General features: G+C 68.4%; 14 protein-coding genes. 6 read left to right on the forward strand and 8 right to left on the reverse strand.

What is annotated here, in order from left to right; genetic code table 11:
• Window positions 1-316: 316 nt before the first annotated feature.
• The 5 genes from A5790_RS08155 to A5790_RS08175 all read right to left on the reverse strand — a co-directional run bounded on the left by A5790_RS08155 (window position 317) and on the right by A5790_RS08175 (window position 5418).
• Entirely contained in the window at window positions 317-1780 is a 1464-nt protein-coding gene (locus A5790_RS08155) for an NAD(P)/FAD-dependent oxidoreductase (RefSeq protein ID WP_066842591.1), read from the reverse strand.
• A gap of 62 nt (window positions 1781-1842) precedes the next feature.
• The gene (locus tag A5790_RS08160) at window positions 1843-2808 is read right to left on the reverse strand and encodes a glycine betaine ABC transporter substrate-binding protein (RefSeq protein WP_064393913.1); all 966 of its coding nucleotides are present in this window, start codon (window positions 2806-2808) and stop codon (window positions 1843-1845) included.
• Window positions 2805-3575, reverse strand: coding sequence for an ABC transporter permease (locus A5790_RS08165; RefSeq protein ID WP_066842593.1), 771 nt, complete (start codon window positions 3573-3575; stop codon window positions 2805-2807). Before A5790_RS08165 ends, A5790_RS08160 begins: the two co-directional genes overlap by 4 nt.
• A complete protein-coding gene (locus A5790_RS08170) occupies window positions 3572-4747 on the reverse strand; it encodes an ABC transporter ATP-binding protein (RefSeq protein WP_066842595.1) in 1176 nt (391 codons plus the stop codon). The genes A5790_RS08165 and A5790_RS08170 overlap by 4 nt, the downstream gene beginning before the upstream one ends.
• A 23-nt stretch (window positions 4748-4770) precedes the next feature.
• Window positions 4771-5418 (reverse strand): ABC transporter permease, encoded by a 648-nt coding sequence (locus tag A5790_RS08175; RefSeq protein WP_066842596.1) that lies wholly within the window; start codon window positions 5416-5418, stop codon window positions 4771-4773.
• A 134-nt stretch (window positions 5419-5552) separates the two neighbouring features.
• Here A5790_RS08175 and A5790_RS08180 point away from each other — a divergent pair, with 134 nt between their 5' ends.
• From A5790_RS08180 to A5790_RS08195, 4 genes are all read left to right on the forward strand, one after another.
• The gene (locus A5790_RS08180; RefSeq protein WP_066842597.1) at window positions 5553-6491 is read left to right on the forward strand and encodes a TauD/TfdA family dioxygenase; all 939 of its coding nucleotides are present in this window, start codon (window positions 5553-5555) and stop codon (window positions 6489-6491) included.
• 118 nt (window positions 6492-6609) lie between these two features.
• On the forward strand, window positions 6610-7725 hold the full coding sequence (cobG, locus tag A5790_RS08185) for a precorrin-3B synthase (RefSeq protein WP_066842599.1): 1116 nt from the start codon (window positions 6610-6612) through the stop codon (window positions 7723-7725).
• 9 nt (window positions 7726-7734) lie between these two features.
• Window positions 7735-8361, forward strand: coding sequence for a precorrin-8X methylmutase (locus tag A5790_RS08190; RefSeq protein WP_066842601.1), 627 nt, complete (start codon window positions 7735-7737; stop codon window positions 8359-8361).
• On the forward strand, window positions 8358-9821 hold the full coding sequence (locus A5790_RS08195) for a precorrin-2 C(20)-methyltransferase (protein ID WP_066842603.1): 1464 nt from the start codon (window positions 8358-8360) through the stop codon (window positions 9819-9821). Before A5790_RS08190 ends, A5790_RS08195 begins: the two co-directional genes overlap by 4 nt.
• Here the strand turns inward: A5790_RS08195 and A5790_RS08200 are convergent.
• From A5790_RS08200 to A5790_RS08210, 3 genes are read right to left on the reverse strand one after another with little or no spacing between them, the layout of a single operon-like run.
• Window positions 9809-12379, reverse strand: a complete 2571-nt coding sequence (locus tag A5790_RS08200; protein WP_066842604.1) for a multicopper oxidase domain-containing protein — start codon at window positions 12377-12379, stop codon at window positions 9809-9811. The genes A5790_RS08195 and A5790_RS08200 overlap by 13 nt on opposite strands.
• Window positions 12376-13464, reverse strand: a complete 1089-nt coding sequence (locus tag A5790_RS08205; protein WP_066842605.1) for a hypothetical protein — start codon at window positions 13462-13464, stop codon at window positions 12376-12378. The genes A5790_RS08200 and A5790_RS08205 overlap by 4 nt, the downstream gene beginning before the upstream one ends.
• Complete coding sequence (locus A5790_RS08210) at window positions 13457-14155, reverse strand: metalloregulator ArsR/SmtB family transcription factor (RefSeq protein WP_066842607.1); 699 nt, start codon at window positions 14153-14155, stop codon at window positions 13457-13459. The genes A5790_RS08205 and A5790_RS08210 overlap by 8 nt, the downstream gene beginning before the upstream one ends.
• A 58-nt stretch (window positions 14156-14213) precedes the next feature.
• Between A5790_RS08210 and A5790_RS08215 the strand changes: the two genes are divergently transcribed.
• Window positions 14214-14978: a DUF2249 domain-containing protein gene (locus tag A5790_RS08215; RefSeq protein WP_066842609.1), complete on the forward strand. Its 765-nt coding sequence runs from the start codon at window positions 14214-14216 to the stop codon at window positions 14976-14978.
• An 82-nt stretch (window positions 14979-15060) separates the two neighbouring features.
• A complete protein-coding gene (locus A5790_RS08220) occupies window positions 15061-16158 on the forward strand; it encodes a phosphotransferase family protein (RefSeq protein WP_197696740.1) in 1098 nt (365 codons plus the stop codon).
• Window positions 16159-16341 lie beyond the last annotated feature (183 nt).

Raw genomic sequence — 16341 nt, forward strand, 5'->3', positions numbered from 1 at the left:
CCACCTCAGAAACGATGAACAAACCCGCCACCACACCCCCCAGCCCGCCGCGGCTTGACATAGGAGCAATGCTCGCGCAAGAAGGGTGAGGTGTCTAGCGGCGGTTCCAGCGGCCGTAAGTGCTCTGCGGATAAGGCAGTCCGAGGGCGGCGATCAGTACGACCAGAAGAGCACCGAACACGATGAGTTCGAACATCGTCGTTCCTTCCTGACGCTTACTGCACACGCGTGCAGTAACCCGGAACTTACGACGTCAGCGGGTATTTGAGACCGACTTGTGTGGTACGGATCACTAGAGGTTCTAGTGTGACGGCCGTCACTTTTGCGCGGTGTGGACGGTGAAGTCCGACAGCACCGGCGAAGCCAGCAGCCGGCGATGCCGAACGGGTTCCCAGGGGAACAGTTCCGGCAGACCGTTCTTGTCGAGATACCAGCTGTTGCAGCCGGTGGTCCAAACCGTCTGCGGCATAGCGGCTTTCATCTCCTCGTTGTAATCCTTGGTGGCGACGTCCGTCGGGGACGCGGCGAGGATGTCGCCGTTACGGATGCGTTCGATCCACCACATCGCGTAGTCGGCCTGGTTCTCGGCGATGATCACCAACGACTGTTGTCCTATCGGAGAGTGCGGGCCCATCAGCATGAACAGGTTCGGGAATCCCGGCACCGCGACCGACCGGTAGGCCTGCGGCCCGTCTGCCCAGGCCTCGTTGAGTGACACTCCGTGCTCGCCGACGATCTCCATCGGACGCACGTAGGCGTGGGCGTCGAAGCCTGTGGCGACGACGAGCAGGTCCACCTCGTGCAGTGTCCCGTCCGCAGTGACGACACCTTTGGGCTCGACGTGGTCGATCGGATCGACGACGACGTCGACGCCCGGCCTCTGCACGGACTGGTAGTAGTGCCCGGCCGCGATGATGCGCTTGCACATCGCCTGGTAGTTCGGCGTCAGTTTGCTCCGCAGTTCTGGGTCGCGCACCGAGAGGTGGAGATTCCACCGGCACATCGCCGACACCAGGCGGCGACGGAATCCCGGCGAAACCATGGCCTTGGCGAAGAAGTTCTCGTACACGGCCTGCCAGAAGCGGTAGCCGAGGCGGCTCATCGCCGGGAAGCGTCGAAGTGCTGCTTTGGTGATCGGTGAGTAGCGCGGGTTCGGGAACGGGAAGACCCATTGCGCGGTGCGTTGGAAGATCGTCAGAGCGCGGACGTTCCCGCCGAGCTCAGCGGTGATCTGGACACCGGTCGAGCCCGTCCCGATCAGGCCGATCCGCTTGTCCTGCAAGGACACCGAGTGGTCCCAGCGCGACGAGTGAAACATCGGGCCCGCAAACGTTTCCAGGCCGGAAATGTTCGGATAGCGTGGCACGCGCAGGATTCCGGTGGCGGTGATGACGATGTCGAACGCTTCTGTGCCGCCGGTGGTGCTGACCCACCACGTGCCGTCGCGGTACTGCGCCGATGTCACCGCTGTGCCGAATCTGATGTGGGGTCGAATGTCGCGCTCGGTGGCGACCTGCATGAAGTAGGACTGCACCTCGCCACCCGGCGGCAGTAGCCGCGTCCATTCGGGATTGGACCGGAACGTATACGAGTAGAAGCGCGACGGCACGTCGCAGTGGAGTCCGGGATAGGTGTTGTCGCGCCAGGTGCCACCGACTTCGTCGGCCTGCTCGAAGATCGTGAAGGTGTCGATGCCCGCATCTTGGAGCCTGGCCGCCATGCAGATGCCCGACATGCCTGCGCCGACGATCGCGATACGCACTGCGCGTTTCTCTGCCATCGAACCCCCTCCGGCTACCGGAAGGGTACGCCTGACCAGCGTGGTTGTCGTGGCAATCGGGGCTACGGCACGGTGACGAAACCTTCGGCCACCATCCAGTCCCGCGCGACCTGGCTCGGATCGCGGCCCTCCACGTCGACCTGCTTGTTCATCTCCATGATCGCCTCGTTGGTCAGTGCGGCCGTCACCGGTGCCGTGACCTCCGCGATCTGCGGATGTGCTTCGTAGAAGGCACGTTTCATGGTCACCGACGGGTTGTAGTGGGCGAAGAACTGCTTGTCGTCGACGAGTACCACGAGGTCGAGCGCGGAGATGCGGCCGTCGGTGGTGAACACCTCGCCGAAGTCGCACTGCGTACCGTCCGCGGTGGCCTGATAGATGATCCCGACCTGCAGTACCGGCGTCTGCGCCCGCGCCGGATCGAACCCGTAGGCCGCCGCCATTCCGGGAAAGCCGTCCTGGCGGGCCCGGAACTCGGTGTCCACGCACGTACGCGCAGCCGCCGGATCGCGCTTGACCAACTCGGCGTACTGGGAAAGCGTGCGCACACCGGTCCGCTCGACGACCGCCCTGCTGGCCGCCAGCGCGTAGGTGTCATCCATCGGTGCGGGCGGCAACCACACCATGTCGTTGCGGGCCAGGTCCTCGTCGCGGACGGCCTCGAACTGTCTGCGGCTGTCGGGAATCGGCTTCTCGTGGCCCAGGTAGTTGATCCATGCGTTGCCGGTGAACTCGTAGGCGACGTCGACCTGACCCGACAACTGGGCTTCCCGGGTGCTGCGTGAGCCCACGATGCCAGTGAGGTCACGCACGTCGGCACCGGCGGCGGTCAACGCGAACTCCAGGATGTATCCCAGGATCACCTGTTCGGTGTATTCCTTTGAGCCCACAGTGATTTGCACTCCTTCGAGTGCGGCGACGGGCTGGATGGAGCCCGGGCCCACCTTGAGCGGCACGGTGCTGCCCGCTCCCAGCCCGCACCCGGCGAGCAGCAGGCAGGCCAGCGCGGCGATCGAGCGGCGGATCATCGAAGGCCCTTGGGATTGAGGTAGAACTCGGCCAATCCGCCCATCCAGTCGACCAGCAGGGCGAGGCAGACCGCGAGCACGCTGCCGAGGATCAGGGTCACGTTGTCCTGCAACTTGTATCCGGTGTCGATCAGGATGCCCAGACCGCCGGCGTTGACGAGGAAGCTCAGTGTCGCGGTTCCCACGGCGAGCACCAACGACGTGCGCAGTCCGGCCAGGATGTACGGGATCGCCAGCGGCATCTCGACCCGCGTCAGCACCGAACGTCGCGACATGCCCTGTCCCAGTCCCGCATCCACCAGCGACCGGTCCACCTGATTGATGCCGAGGATGGTGCTGGCCAGCACGGGCAGCAGTGAGTACAGCGCGATCGGAAGGACGCCGATCCAGAACCCGGTCCTACCCGACCACAGGAACAGCAGCACGAGCAGCCCGATGGCCGGCGCAGCCTGGCCGATGTTGGCGACGCCCATGAACAACGGGCGCAACAGTTTTGCGCCGGGGCGGGTGACCAGTACTCCCAGCGGAACGCCGATGGCGAGCACGATCGCGGTCACCGCCACGGTGATCAACAGGTGCTGCCAGATCAGTGTGGCGATGTTGCCGGGGTTGATGTTCTCCTGCTGGGTGGCGGTCAGGTCGCGGTTGAACGCCCAGAAGATCACGGCAGCAGCGATGATCAGCACCAGGACCGGCTGGATGAGCAGTCGTGTGCGCTCGCCCGAATTGGCACCCGACGACTGAGCGGAATCTGCGACCGCGGTCATGGCTGCCCGTCCGTGTCCGCCTCTGCCGACGCCCTCAGCCAGGTGATCGTGTCGATCAACGTGTCCAGGGTGACGACACCCTCGTACCGGCTGCCGGCACCCACGACCACCGCCGACGCGTGCTGGTCGGCGAGGATCGCCTCGAGGGCGTCCTCGAGCGTGGAATGTGTGCTGACGACATCGAGCGGTTCGACGACATCGGCCAATGTCGTGGCGTGCGCGAGTTTGGCGCCCCGGACCCAGCTGACCGGCCGGTCGCGGTCGTCGAGCACAACGACCCAGTCGAACTCGCTGCCCGCCAACGTCTTCCGCACATCGTCGATCGAGGCCGTCTGGCGCACCGAGGGATGCGGCCGCAGCTCGACATCCTTGATGCGCGTCAGCCCCAGCTGGCGCAACGAGGCGCCGGAGCCGACGAAGCCGGCCACGGTGTCGTCGGCGGGGTTGGCCAGGATGTTCTGCGGAGTGTCGTACTGCAGCACCTTGGACTGGTTGCCCAGCACGGTGATCCGGTCACCGAGCTTGACGGCCTCACCGAAGTCATGGGTGACGAAGACGATGGTCTTGCGCAATTCGCCCTGCAACCGCAGCAGTTCGTCCTGCAGCGTGCTGCGGGTGATCGGGTCGACGGCGCCGAAGGGTTCGTCCATCAGCAACACCGGAGGGTCGGCGGCCAACGCGCGCGCGACGCCCACACGTTGCTGCTGCCCACCGGACAGTTGGCGTGGATACCTGTCGGCGTACTGGCTCGGCTCCAGCCCGACCATGTCGAGCAGTTCGTCGACCCGGTCGGCGATGCGTTTGCGGTCCCAGCGCAGCAACCCGGGCACCAGGCCCACGTTCTGGCGGATCGTCATGTGCGGGAACAGCCCGGCCTGCTGGATGGAGTAGCCGATCGAGCGGCGAAGTTCGGTCGGCCGGATCGACATCGCGTCGTTGTCGCCGATCATGATCGTGCCCGACGTCGGCTCTGACAACCGGTTGATCATCCGCATCATCGTGGTCTTCCCGCAGCCGGACGGGCCGACGAATACGACGATCTCGCCTGCGGGGATCTCGAGCGACACGTCGTCCACCGCCGGGCGGTCGGAGCCGGGATAGACCTTGGAGACGTGATCCAGCACGATGCGCACGCCGGTGCTGCCGTTCGAGGCCGTGTCGTCCGGTGCCATTTGCTCTGCCTTCAAATGCCCTGTCATCGAAGACCTTTCGACGTGGTGAGGCGGCCGATCAGTACGAGCACCGCATCCAGCGCGAGCGCGAGGATGACGATGAGCAGCGTGCCGGCCAGCGCCATCGGGACCGCCGTCGGGCTGCCCACCCGCGCCAAGCCGGTGAAGATCAGGTTTCCCAGCCCCGGTCCTTTGACGTAGGCGGCGATCGCCAGCACGCCCATCGACATCTGCGTGCTGATCCGCATGGCCGACAGGATCGACGGCCACACCAACCGCAACTCCACTCGGGCCAGGGTGTCGAGCCTGCTCATCCCGATACCCCGCGCCGCGTCGGTGAGCGCGGGGTCCACCGCGGTGAGCCCGACGATCGTGTTGCGCACGATCGGCAGCAGTGAGTACAGCACCAGCGCTGTGATGCTGGGAACCACGCCGAGTCCGAACAACGGGATCAGCAGGCCGAGCAGCGCGAACGCCGGGACGGTCATGATGACGCTGGATGTCGAGGTGGCGAGGTTGGCGGCCACCGGGTTGCGGTAGGTCAGCACACCGATCACCACGCCGACGATCGTCGCGATGAGCACACTCTGGACGACCGCGCTGACGTGCTGGTAGGAGTCGAACGCCAATTGCGCTTGGTGGGCCCAGATGTAGTCCCACAGTGCCCTCACGGCGGTGAGCTACCCGATCTTGATTGAGCCGAAACACCTGCTCTGTTCGATTCGCGCTGAGTCGAACGGTTGTCGTCACACGGTCCCGAGGCGACCCTGATCACCACGTTCATGCATCGTCTGGAGGTTCCCACGTGCCGTCTCCTTTGCGGGTGGTCAAGCTCGGCGCTCACATCGGCGCCCGGATCGAAGGCGTCGACCTCAGCGCCGGGGTCGACGCGAGAACCGCGTCGGCGATCAACGCGGCGCTGCTCGAACACAAGGTGATCTTCTTCCGCGACCAGCACGGTTTGGACGACGACGGTCAGCTCGCCTTTGCGCAGGCGTTGGGCACCCCGACCGCCGCGCATCCAACGGTGACCTCGCGCGGGGACCGCCTCCTGCCCATCGATTCCCGCTACGACAAGGCCAACAGCTGGCACACCGACGTGACGTTCGTCGACCGGATCCCGAAAGCGTCCATCCTGCGCGCCATCACCCTGCCTCCGTACGGCGGCACGACGACATGGGCATCCACGGAGGCCGCCTACGACCGTCTGCCGGCGCCGTTGCGCGCACTGGCCGAGAACCTGTGGGCCGTGCACACAAACGAGTACGACTACGCCACGCTGCACGACGAGCCGGGCGCGACGCTCACCGCCGAACAGCGGTCATACCGCGACGAATTCGTCTCCGACTACTACGAGACCGAACATCCCGTGGTCCGCGTACACCCGGAGACCGGCAGGCGGGTGCTGCTCCTCGGCCACTTCGTCAAGAACTTCGTCGGGCTCGGATCGACCGAGTCGGCCACCTTGTTCAACCTGTTCCAGATGCGAATCACGAAGCTGGAGCACACGATTCGGTGGGATTGGCGACTCGGCGACGTTGCACTGTGGGACAACCGCGCCACCCAGCACTACGCCGTCGCCGACTACGACGATCAGTACCGCCGACTCAACCGCATCACTTTGGCCGGCGACGTCCCGGTCGACATCTGGGGCCGGCCGAGCCGCGTCATCGTCGGCGACGCCTCGGCATATTCGGCGGTGGTCGGAGCCCCCGGCGGGCAGACCGCCGCCCTGGCGAGCTGATCACATTGCGCTCGGTCATGGCGGTCTCTGCCACCGAGGTCACGAGCCCCCGGTGCGCCACAGTCGCGTGAGGCAGTAGCTGTGTTTGCGGGCCGCATCCACGGACTACCGTGAACTCGTGGCCAGGACCCGCGACCAGGACGCCTGCCCCGGTGCGCTGCAGGTGCATCGGGCCGCAGACGGCGCGCTGGCGCGGATGCGGCTGCCGGGCGGGGTGATCACCGCGGCGCAGTTGGCGGCGCTGGCGCATGCGGCCACCGGCTGGGGTGTGGGCACGCTGGAGCTCACGTCGAGGGGCAACCTCCAGATCCGCGGCGTCACCGACACCGGGACGGTCGCCGAGGCCGTGGCGGCGGCCGGACTCCTCCCCTCGCCGACGCACGAGCGCGTGCGCAACATCGTCGCCTCACCGCTGTCAGGACGGGTGGGAGCGAGCGCCGACATCCGTGGGATGGTCACCGAACTCGACGACGCCATCCAGGCCGACCCGGAACTGGCGACGCTGCCCGGCCGGTTCCTGTTCGGCATCGACGACGGGCGCGGCGACATCTCCGGTCTTGCCCCCGACGTCGGCGTGCACGTCGAAGCCGCCGACGCCGCACTTCTGTTGGCCGGGCGCGACACCGGTGTCCGGGTACCGATGCAGACGGCGGTGTCGACGATGGTCGACGTCGCCCGGCGCTTCGCTGCCACACGCGAAAATGCCTGGCGCATCAAGGAACTCGGTGATACCGATGCCCTGCTGGGCGGGCTGGTGTCGTCCGTGGACCCGGGTGCGATGTGGCCGGCGGTCACCCGCCCGCCCGTCGGTTGGCTCGAACAGCACGACGGCCGCATCGCGTTGGGTGCGGCGGTCCCGCTGGGCGTGCTGCCCGCCCGGACGGCGGAGTTTCTGGCCGCGATCGGCGCGCCGATGGTGATCACGCCGTGGCGCTCGGTGCTCGTGTTCGACCTCGTCGAGGACGTCGCCGACGTCGCGTTGCGTGTGCTCGCCCCGTTGGGCCTGGTGTTCGACGAGAACTCGCCCTGGCTGTCGGTCAGCGCGTGCACGGGCCGCCCCGGCTGCGAGCATTCGCTGGCCGACGTCCGCGCCGACGCCGCCGCCGCGGTGGCACAACCGGCCGCGGGCCACCGCCACTTCGTCGGATGCGACCGGGCCTGCGGCAGCCCGCCCACCGGTGAGGTGCTGGTGGCAACCGGAGACGGATACCGGACGCGAGACGCTCACCCGTAGGGTGATCGCGTGCTCGACTACATCCGCGACGCCGAGGAGATCTACCGGCAGTCGTTCGCGACGATCCGCGACGAAGCGGACCTGTCGCGGTTTCCCGACGATGTCGCCCGGGTGGTCGTGCGGTTGATCCATACCTGTGGTCAGGTCGACGTCGCCGACCACGTCGCGTATCGCGACGACGTCGTCGCCAGGACCCACGCCGCGCTGGCCGCAGGCGCCCCGGTGCTGTGTGACTCGTCGATGGTCGCCGCCGGGATCACCAGGTCGCGGCTGCCTGCCGACAACGAGGTGGTCTCGCTGGTGGCCGACCCACGCGCCGCCGACCTCGCCGCCCGGCTCGGCAGCACCCGCTCGGCGGCCGCGGTGGATCTGTGGGCCGACCGGCTCGACGGCGCGGTGCTGGCGATCGGCAACGCCCCGACCGCGTTGTTCCGGCTGCTCGAACTGCTCGACGACGGCGCTCCGGTGCCCGCGGCGGTGCTCGGCGGCCCGGTCGGGTTCGTCGGGTCCGCGCAATCCAAGCAGGAACTCATCGACCGGCCGCGTGGGATGTCCTATCTGGTGGTGACGGGCCGTCGCGGCGGCCGCGCGATGGCCGCCGCCGCCGTGAATGCGATTGCGACGGAACGGGAATGAGGGGCACGCTCTGGGGTGTCGGGCTGGGCCCCGGTGATCCGGAACTGGTGACCGTGAAGGCGGCACGGCTGATCGGTGAGGCCGACGTCGTGGCGTACCACAGCGCGCGGCACGGTAAGAGCATCGCGCGTGGTATCGCCGAGCCGTACCTGCGGCCCGGTCAGATCGAGGAGCACCTGGTCTATCCGGTCACCACCGAGACCACCGACCATCCCGGCGGCTACGCAGGCGCGATGGAGGACTTCTACCGCGAAGCCGCCGAGCGCATCGCCGCCCACCTGGAGGCCGGTCGCAACGTGGCGCTGCTCGCCGAGGGCGACCCGCTGTTCTACAGCTCCTACATGCACATGCACACCCGGCTCACCGAACGGTTCGACGCGGTCATCGTGCCGGGGGTGACGTCGGTCAGCGCGGCGTCGGCGGCGGTGGCCACTCCCCTCGTCCAGGGCGACGAGGTGTTGACGATCCTGCCGGGCACGCTGCCCGCCGACGAACTTCGACGCAGGCTCGCCGACACCGACGCGGCGGTGATGCTCAAGCTCGGTCGGTCCTATCCGGCTGTGCGCGAAGCACTCTCGGCGACCGGTCGATTGGACGACGCATTCTATGTCGAACGGGCAAGCACGCCGCAGCAGCGGGTGTTGGGCGCCGGCGAGGTCGACGACGCGACCGTGCCGTACTTCTCGCTGGCCATGCTGCCGGGCCGACACGATCGGGAGGCGCCGACCGGAAGCGTCGCGGTGGTCGGACTCGGTCCGGGCAGCACCGACTGGATGACCCCGCAATGCCGTCGTGAACTCGCCGCGGCCACCGACCTCATCGGCTACGGCCCCTACCTCGACCGGGTGGGCCACCGCGCCGGCCAACGCAAGCATCCCAGCGACAACACCGACGAACCCGCCCGCGCCCGGCTGGCGTGCACGTTGGCCGAACAGGGCCGCACGGTCGCGGTTGTGTCCTCCGGCGACCCGGGGGTTTTCGCGATGGCGACCGCGGTGCTCGAGGAGGCCAAGCAGTGGCCAGGGGTGTCGGTGCGGGTGATCCCGGCGATGACGGCCGCGCAAGCCGTCGCCAGCCGGGTCGGCGCGCCGCTGGGCCACGACTACGCGGTGATCTCACTGTCGGATCGGCTCAAGCCGTGGGATGTGATCGAAGCCCGCCTGACCGCGGCCGCGGCCGCCGATTTGGTGCTGGCGATCTACAACCCGGCGTCCAAGACCCGCACCTGGCAGGTCGGTGCGATGCGCGACCTGCTGCTCGACCACCGCGATCCCGGCACCCCGGTGGTCATCGGCCGCGATGTGTCCGGTCCCCGCGAGGAGGTCAAGGTGGTGCGCCTTATGGACCTGAACCCCGGCGATGTCGACATGCGCTGTCTGCTGATCGTCGGCTCCTCGCAGACCCAGTGGTACACCGACGACGGTGACCGGGTGTTCACCCCGCGCCGCTATCCGGACTGACCGGCGACCTCGATGAATCCGTGAGCGCCGCGTTCTGCGTCGACCATCGCGTGGGTGACGAACGGATAGCGCCCGGGCTGGTCGAAGCTCAGCTCGACGAAACCCCCTTGGGCCGCTGACAATCCGAGGGCCTGTGCGCCGCCGGGGCCCGGTCGCAGCCGGTAGTCGCCCTCGGACCACACGGTGTCGAACTGGCCGCCGACGACGTGGAAGGAACTGCCCCGGTTCGGTCCGGCGGCGAGTACCCAGATCCGCACTCGCTCCCCGATCCGCGCGGTCAGCGGCGCGTGGTCGTACTGGTTGGCGTAGCCGTTGAACACCACCAGATCGGGCTTGTCGGCGGCGACCTTGGCGGCGTCGACCTCGCCGCCCTGCGGCCCGAGGTAGTACTCCGACTGCACGAGAAGGTATTCGCGGTCGACGGGCGCCAGGTCCGGCGGGTCGATGACCACCGCGCCGAACATGCCGTTGGCGATGTGCACCGACATCGGCATCGTCGAGCAGTGATACATCCACACACCGGCACGGCTCGCGGTGAACCGGTAGACCAGGCGTTCGCCGGGTTGGATGGTGCGCATCGGCACGTCCGGCGCGAGCGCTCCGGCATGGAAGTCGATCGAGTGCCCGATCGTGCCGTCGTTGACGAGGGTGACCTCGAAGACGTCACCGACCTTGCCCCGCAGCGTCGGCCCGGGCGCCGAGCCGCCGAATGTCCACTGCCGCTGCGTGATTCCCGGCGAGACCTCCCGCGTCGTATCGGTCACCGCCAAGGTGACGCGGTGGTCGGGCGTCGCGGCGGCCAAGGCCGCGTCCCGCGCCACGAAATCCCTGTCGGGCGTCGCCGCGAGACTGCGCGCGATGTCGTCACCGGCGATCGACGCCGCGCTCGACTGGTCGTGGTGGCCGGCGTGCGCCTCGGCGCCGGTCACGCGCACGGACATGGTCATGCCCATCTGCCGGTGTCCGGCCACCGAACACCAGCCGTCCATGTCGGCGCCGATCACCCCGGCGTCGAGGACGGCGGTTTCCCCGACCGCGAGGCGCCCGGTGCTGGTCCCGTTGGCCAGCACGAGATCATGTCGGTCCGAACCGCTGTTGACGAGGGTGACCACCAGCCGGTTGCCCACCGGGACGTCGATGGTGTCGGGCACGTAGCGCATCCCCTCGACGTGCACCTCGACCTCGGTGGTCTGTCCGGTGGCGGTCACCGATACCTGGGGCGCGTCGGCGATACCGACCGCGGCGGGGTCGGCGGCCACCGCGGCCACGGCCGTCAACACCACAACTGCCAAGCCTGCGGCCGCGACGCCGAGCCGCTGTCGCACCGGGGGCCCCGACGGCGGCGGTCCCGGCGTCGACGGCGTATCGCGGAGCTTGCGTGCCCGCCACACCGCCCGCACCAGCAGCGGCAAGAACGCGGCGTAGGCGGTCAGCACCAACACCGACGCCGCGACCCGCAGCAGGCTCGGGGTCGGCAGCACGCACAGCAGCAGCGCGACGTTGGCGACGGCCAGCCGCCACGGCGCACCGCGTTCCAGTTCGGTGGTCGCCGCGATGGAGGCGGCGCGCCCGCCGACGACGATGGTGGTCAGGTACGACAGCGCACCGAGCAGCACCTGAACCAGGAACCCGGCGAGCACCGCCGCGGTGAGCGGACCGGCCCGGTCCAGCAGTGCGGACCATGTCGGTGCGGTGGCAAAGGCGACCACCGCGTAGCTCAGCGAGCCCAGCAGCCACACCACGCCGCACAGCACCGACAGCGTGGCGAAGTTGCCCGGCCGCTTGCGACGGACCTCGTCGAGGTGGGGCCCCAGCACGTAGCCGGCCGCAGCGAGGTAGGCCAGCGCGCCCGCGGCGGTCACCATCGGCGAACCGGCCACCGCCGCCACCAACGTCACTGTCAAACCCGCCACCAGCAGGGGCAGACCACGCCGGGCCGCGACCTCGACCCCGTCTGCCATCCGGGTGCGCAGCATCGTCGGCCACAGGGTTACCAAGGTGCCAAGCACGGTGAGCCCGATGAACCCGAACACATTGACCGCGGCGTGGGCGACGACGAACCGCTCGTGCAGGGCGCCGGGCAGCGTCGCGTTGGCCATCGCGATGCCAAGCCCGGCCCCGACCGAAAGCAGCGCTGCCGCAGCGACGTAATAGCGCACCGTGTCGCCGAAGCGTGAGGGCAGCGCGCTGCGCAATTGCCGCACCAATGTGACGGCGTGGGTCAACGCGACGGCGGCGACCGCGATACCACCGGCCAGCACCATGGGCCAGAAGGAGACGGCCATGCCTGCGACCACCGCGACCGCGCCGACGTTGAAGACCCCGAGGGCCCAGGCCTGCCCGGACCTCGACGGGTCTTGTGGACGGCGCAGCAGCGCATCGGTGAAGTGTCGGCTCCAGATGAGGATCGCGTTGCCTGCCGCCCCCAGACCGAGCAGGTGGATCAGCATCCAGGTCGATATCGGCACCGACCTGTGAACCAGTGCAATCACGACAAGTGCTGCGAGCCAGGCGAATACGATGGCTCCGACCCGCAGATGCCACTGGGAGCGGTTCATACCGGCGCCCCGATCGTCTGCCGCGCGGACGCGCGGACCGCGACGCCGACGAACGCGAGCACCGCCACGATGTTGAGCACGCCTCCGGCCTGCGCCGCCCACTCGACGTCGCGTACGTCACCGATGACGATGCGCAGCAACAGCGATGCGTGCAGCAGCATGACCGGCCCGTACATCGTCGGGGTGTACGGCAACGGACGTCGCAGCACCGCGGGCAAGATGACCGGTGCGTGGGCCATGATCATCGACAGCACGAACCCGAGCATCACAGCGTGCACGATCGCGTCGTATCCGACGCCCGAGTTCACCGCGCCGACGAGAAGCCACGCCAGGCCGGGAACCATCAGCCACGCGTAGCCGGCCAGCAAGCACACCGCCATATAGCGTGTGAGGCCTGTCGTGTGGATGGTGCGCCTGGCCACGTCGAATCGGAAGAGCCAGCATGCGACCGCCAGCACTCCCGCACCGAGAAGCGCGAATCCGACTGTCGACCAGATCAATTGCGTCACCGCACCGATGACGAGTGTGCCCGTTGCTGCGCCGAGCAGCATCTCGGCGCGGGTATCCGAGAGCGCCACCCGCGCCAGTTCCAGGCGCTCCCCCGCGATGGTCAGGATGAGGAAGCCGGCCAGCCAGCCGAGCAGGTCCGGCGCGGGAAGCCCGGCCGCCCACAGCAGCGCCGCTCCGGTCGCCAACACCGCACCCGCGGCTTGAACCAGCACCGCCGCGTCCCAACTGCGCTGCCACAGCGGCACATACACCGCGACCAGAAGTGCGGCCCCCGCCAGGAGGGCGGTGTCGGCGAGGGGTCGCGGGGCAGGGCTGACGAGGAGGATCGCCCCCAATCCGGACAACGCCGGGGCCAGATAGCACCACCGTCGGCCCGATGCGACAGCGCGTTCCAGCGCGATCACGGTGCCGACGAACCCCAGTACCAGCACGATGCCGTGCACTTCGGCCAGCCGGACGGTCTCCACGGGGGCGGGTAGCCCGAGACGCAACAGCGCGGCGTCCAATCCGGCCAGCAGCGCGAACCCTCCCGGTATCAGCAACACCGCCCGAAGCGGAATCCGATTCTCAGTCATGGGTTTTCACCACCGGATCGGGCAGGAACAGCCGACAGGCGCCGGGTTCGGCGAACGGGATCAGGTCCAGGCCCGGCCCGGTGGGCGCATCGACGCTTTGCAGCAATCCCTCGACGATGCCGAGGTGGACCTGGCAGACCACGCTCGGGTAGCGACGGGCCGCGTCGAGCAGCGGACAGCGGCGCAGCGCCACTCCACGCTCGGCGCCCTCGTCGTCGGGAGCGAAGCCCAGCCAGGTCAGCGCGTCGAGGACCGCTTGGCGCGGATCGCCGTCGGTGCGGCCGATCTCCTCGGCTACCTCGCGGCCCCACTCGACGCCCGCCGCGCGGGCGTCGCGCTCGGGCTCGGCGCTGGTCCGGGCGATGTGCCCGGCCAGCGCAGTCGCGAGGCTGGCGTAGTCGCGGGCCGCCACGGCCGGATCGGTGGCGGCTGCCCGATACACCGCCGCCGGCCGCCCCCGGCCCGCGGCGGATTCGGTGCCGCGCTCGGCGAGACCCAGGTCGACCAGCGCATCGAGATGTTCGCGCACGGTATTTCGGTGCAGGCCGAGACCGGATGCCGCGTCGACGGTGCGAACCGGCGCGTGCTCACGCAGATATCCGAGCACGCGCAGCCGCTGGCCCGACAACGGGACATGGCCGGTCACCGGGCGGGCGGGCGGAGGCCCGAGGGACGGGCCACTATTTAACACGGAATTTATTGTAGTAAATTGTTAGGCGTCGGACCAGCACAACCCGAAGGGAGCCGACATGACCGTCAACGAGGTGATCGTCGCGTCCACCGCCGCCGATGCGGAGGCCGTCGAGGCGATCAAGAGCCATCACGCCGAGCTCGCAGGACGCGTTCAGGTGTTGACCGAGGCGATGCTGTCGGCAGCCGAGCGCTCCGCGGACTTCGAACCAGTGCGCGCGGCTGCGGCCGAGTTCCTGACCGGCGAGTTGTTGCCGCACGCCGCAGCCGAGGAGGCCCGCCTGTATCCCGCCGCCGCCGGCACAGAAAAGGCAAGACCTCTGATCGAGTCGATGATCGCGGCGCACCGTGTGATCGCGGGCCTGGTGGACCGGATTCGGACCGAGGAGTCCCCGGTGCGCGCGGCGGCCGCGGGTCACGCGTTGCGGGTGTTGTTCGAGGCGCACCTGATCGACGAGAACGACCGGATACTGCCGATTGTCGCCGCGGACCCGGAGGCCTCCCTGACGGAGATCACCGGCGGGATGCACGAGTTGCTCGGCGGTCACGATTGCGGCGAACCCGGCCATGACCGGTGCGATTGCGGTGAGTCCGACGCCGACGAACCTGTGCTCGACGTGCGCGAGGTGCCGCACTCGATTCGGCACGCCACCGTGTTCGGCGCGTTCGACGCGGTCCGGGCTGGCGGCGCGCTGGTGCTCGTGGCTCCCCACGACCCGGTGCCGCTGCTGCGCCAACTGCACGACCGCACCTCGGGCCGGATCTCGGTGGAATACCTCGAACGCGGACCGGAGGCCTGGAAGCTGCGCCTTACCCGGCACTGACGCGCGCGCCCGGGTTCGTTGACGACTGTCGCCCTTACCGATACGGTTTCGGCTCACACCCGCAACCACTGAGGGAGGCGCCGTGGGGCAGCAGACCCCATCGACCGATGAGGGCAGCGTGCTCACCATCCCCCGCGGTCCGGCCGATGTGACGCCCGGTTGGCTCGGTTCTGCGCTCGGCGTGGACGTCGACGTCGTCGACGTGCTCGCGATCGGGACCGGACAGACCGGTGCCACCTACCGGGCGGCGGTGACGTACGCCGGCGACACCGACCTGCCCGCGACGTTCGCGATCAAGCTGTCCGCCCAAGACGATGCGGTGCGCGAGCGGGTGGCGCTCGGTTACCGCTCCGAGGTCGAGTTCTACTCGCTGATCGCCGATCAGGTGGCCATCCCCATCCCCGGTTGCTTCCACAGCGACATCTCAGCCGACGGAACAGATTTCGTCCTGGTCCTTGCCGACATGGCCCCAGCGGTGCAGGGTGACCAGATCGCCGGGTGCAGCGTTGTCGAGGCACGGCTCGCCGTCGAGGCGCTCGCGGGCTTACACGGCCCGAGTTGGCGCGACGACCGGTGGATGCAGCTGGCCGGAATCGTGATGCCGAAACCCGGTGACGCCGAAGCCGCCAAGGGCATGGGCGACGTCTGCAAGATGGCCGCCGACATCGTCATCGACCGCCTGGGGCCATCGATCAGCGCCGAGGACCAGGAAACACTCTCCGCGGCAATGGCTTCGGTCACCGACTGGCTGATGGCCGAACCGGACCGCTACGCGCTGATGCACGGCGACTACCGGCTCGACAACATGTTGTTCGATCCCGACCACACCCGCATCACGGTGGTCGACTGGCAGACCATCGGCATCGGGTTGCCCACGCGCGACCTCGCGTACTTCACCGCGACCAGCCTCGAACCGGCGGTGCGCGCGGAGACCGAGCGTGGCCTCGTCGAGCGCTACCACCGTGCGCTGATCGGTTACGGCGTCGGTGATTACGATCTCGCCACCTGCTGGAACGACTACCGTCTCGGCGTCGTGCAGGCGCCGCTGCTCGTGGCGCTGGGCACGGCGTTCGCAACGTCGACCGAGCGCGGCGACGAGATGATGCTGGCGATGTTGAGTCGCGGTTGCCAGGCCATCCGCGAACTGGAGACCTTGGAGCTCATCGCGTCATATCGGTAGGCCAGCCGATGAAGTAAGAAGTCGATGCCTGCAGAGCACGGACGATCGATGCTGCGCATTGCCGGACTCGACCGTGGCTCCGCGAAATCTGCGGTGAACCTTGTCGAGCGCTGTGACGTAGAGGTCTTCAGGATCGCTGGATCGAGGGGCATCGGGAGACTTCGCCCCTTGAGGCAGACTCGA

Origin of the sequence: Mycobacterium sp. 852002-51152_SCH6134967, from assembly GCF_001667105.1 — a bacterium.
Taxonomy (GTDB): Bacteria; Actinomycetota; Actinomycetes; order Mycobacteriales; family Mycobacteriaceae; genus Mycobacterium; species Mycobacterium neumannii_A.

Excerpts from the sequence above, each read along its gene's own strand:
- A5790_RS08155 (WP_066842591.1), bottom strand. The coding sequence starts at position 1,780 with ATGGCAGAGAAACGCGCAGTGCGTATCGCGATCGTCGGCGCAGGCATG.
- A5790_RS08160 (WP_064393913.1), bottom strand. The coding sequence starts at position 2,808 with ATGATCCGCCGCTCGATCGCCGCGCTGGCCTGCCTGCTGCTCGCCGGG.
- A5790_RS08165 (WP_066842593.1), bottom strand. The coding sequence starts at position 3,575 with ATGACCGCGGTCGCAGATTCCGCTCAGTCGTCGGGTGCCAATTCGGGC.
- A5790_RS08170 (WP_066842595.1), bottom strand. The coding sequence starts at position 4,747 with ATGGCACCGGACGACACGGCCTCGAACGGCAGCACCGGCGTGCGCATC.
- A5790_RS08195 (WP_066842603.1), top strand. The coding sequence starts at position 8,358 with ATGAGGGGCACGCTCTGGGGTGTCGGGCTGGGCCCCGGTGATCCGGAA.
- A5790_RS08200 (WP_066842604.1), bottom strand. The coding sequence starts at position 12,379 with ATGAACCGCTCCCAGTGGCATCTGCGGGTCGGAGCCATCGTATTCGCC.
- A5790_RS08205 (WP_066842605.1), bottom strand. The coding sequence starts at position 13,464 with ATGACTGAGAATCGGATTCCGCTTCGGGCGGTGTTGCTGATACCGGGA.
- A5790_RS08215 (WP_066842609.1), top strand. The coding sequence starts at position 14,214 with ATGACCGTCAACGAGGTGATCGTCGCGTCCACCGCCGCCGATGCGGAG.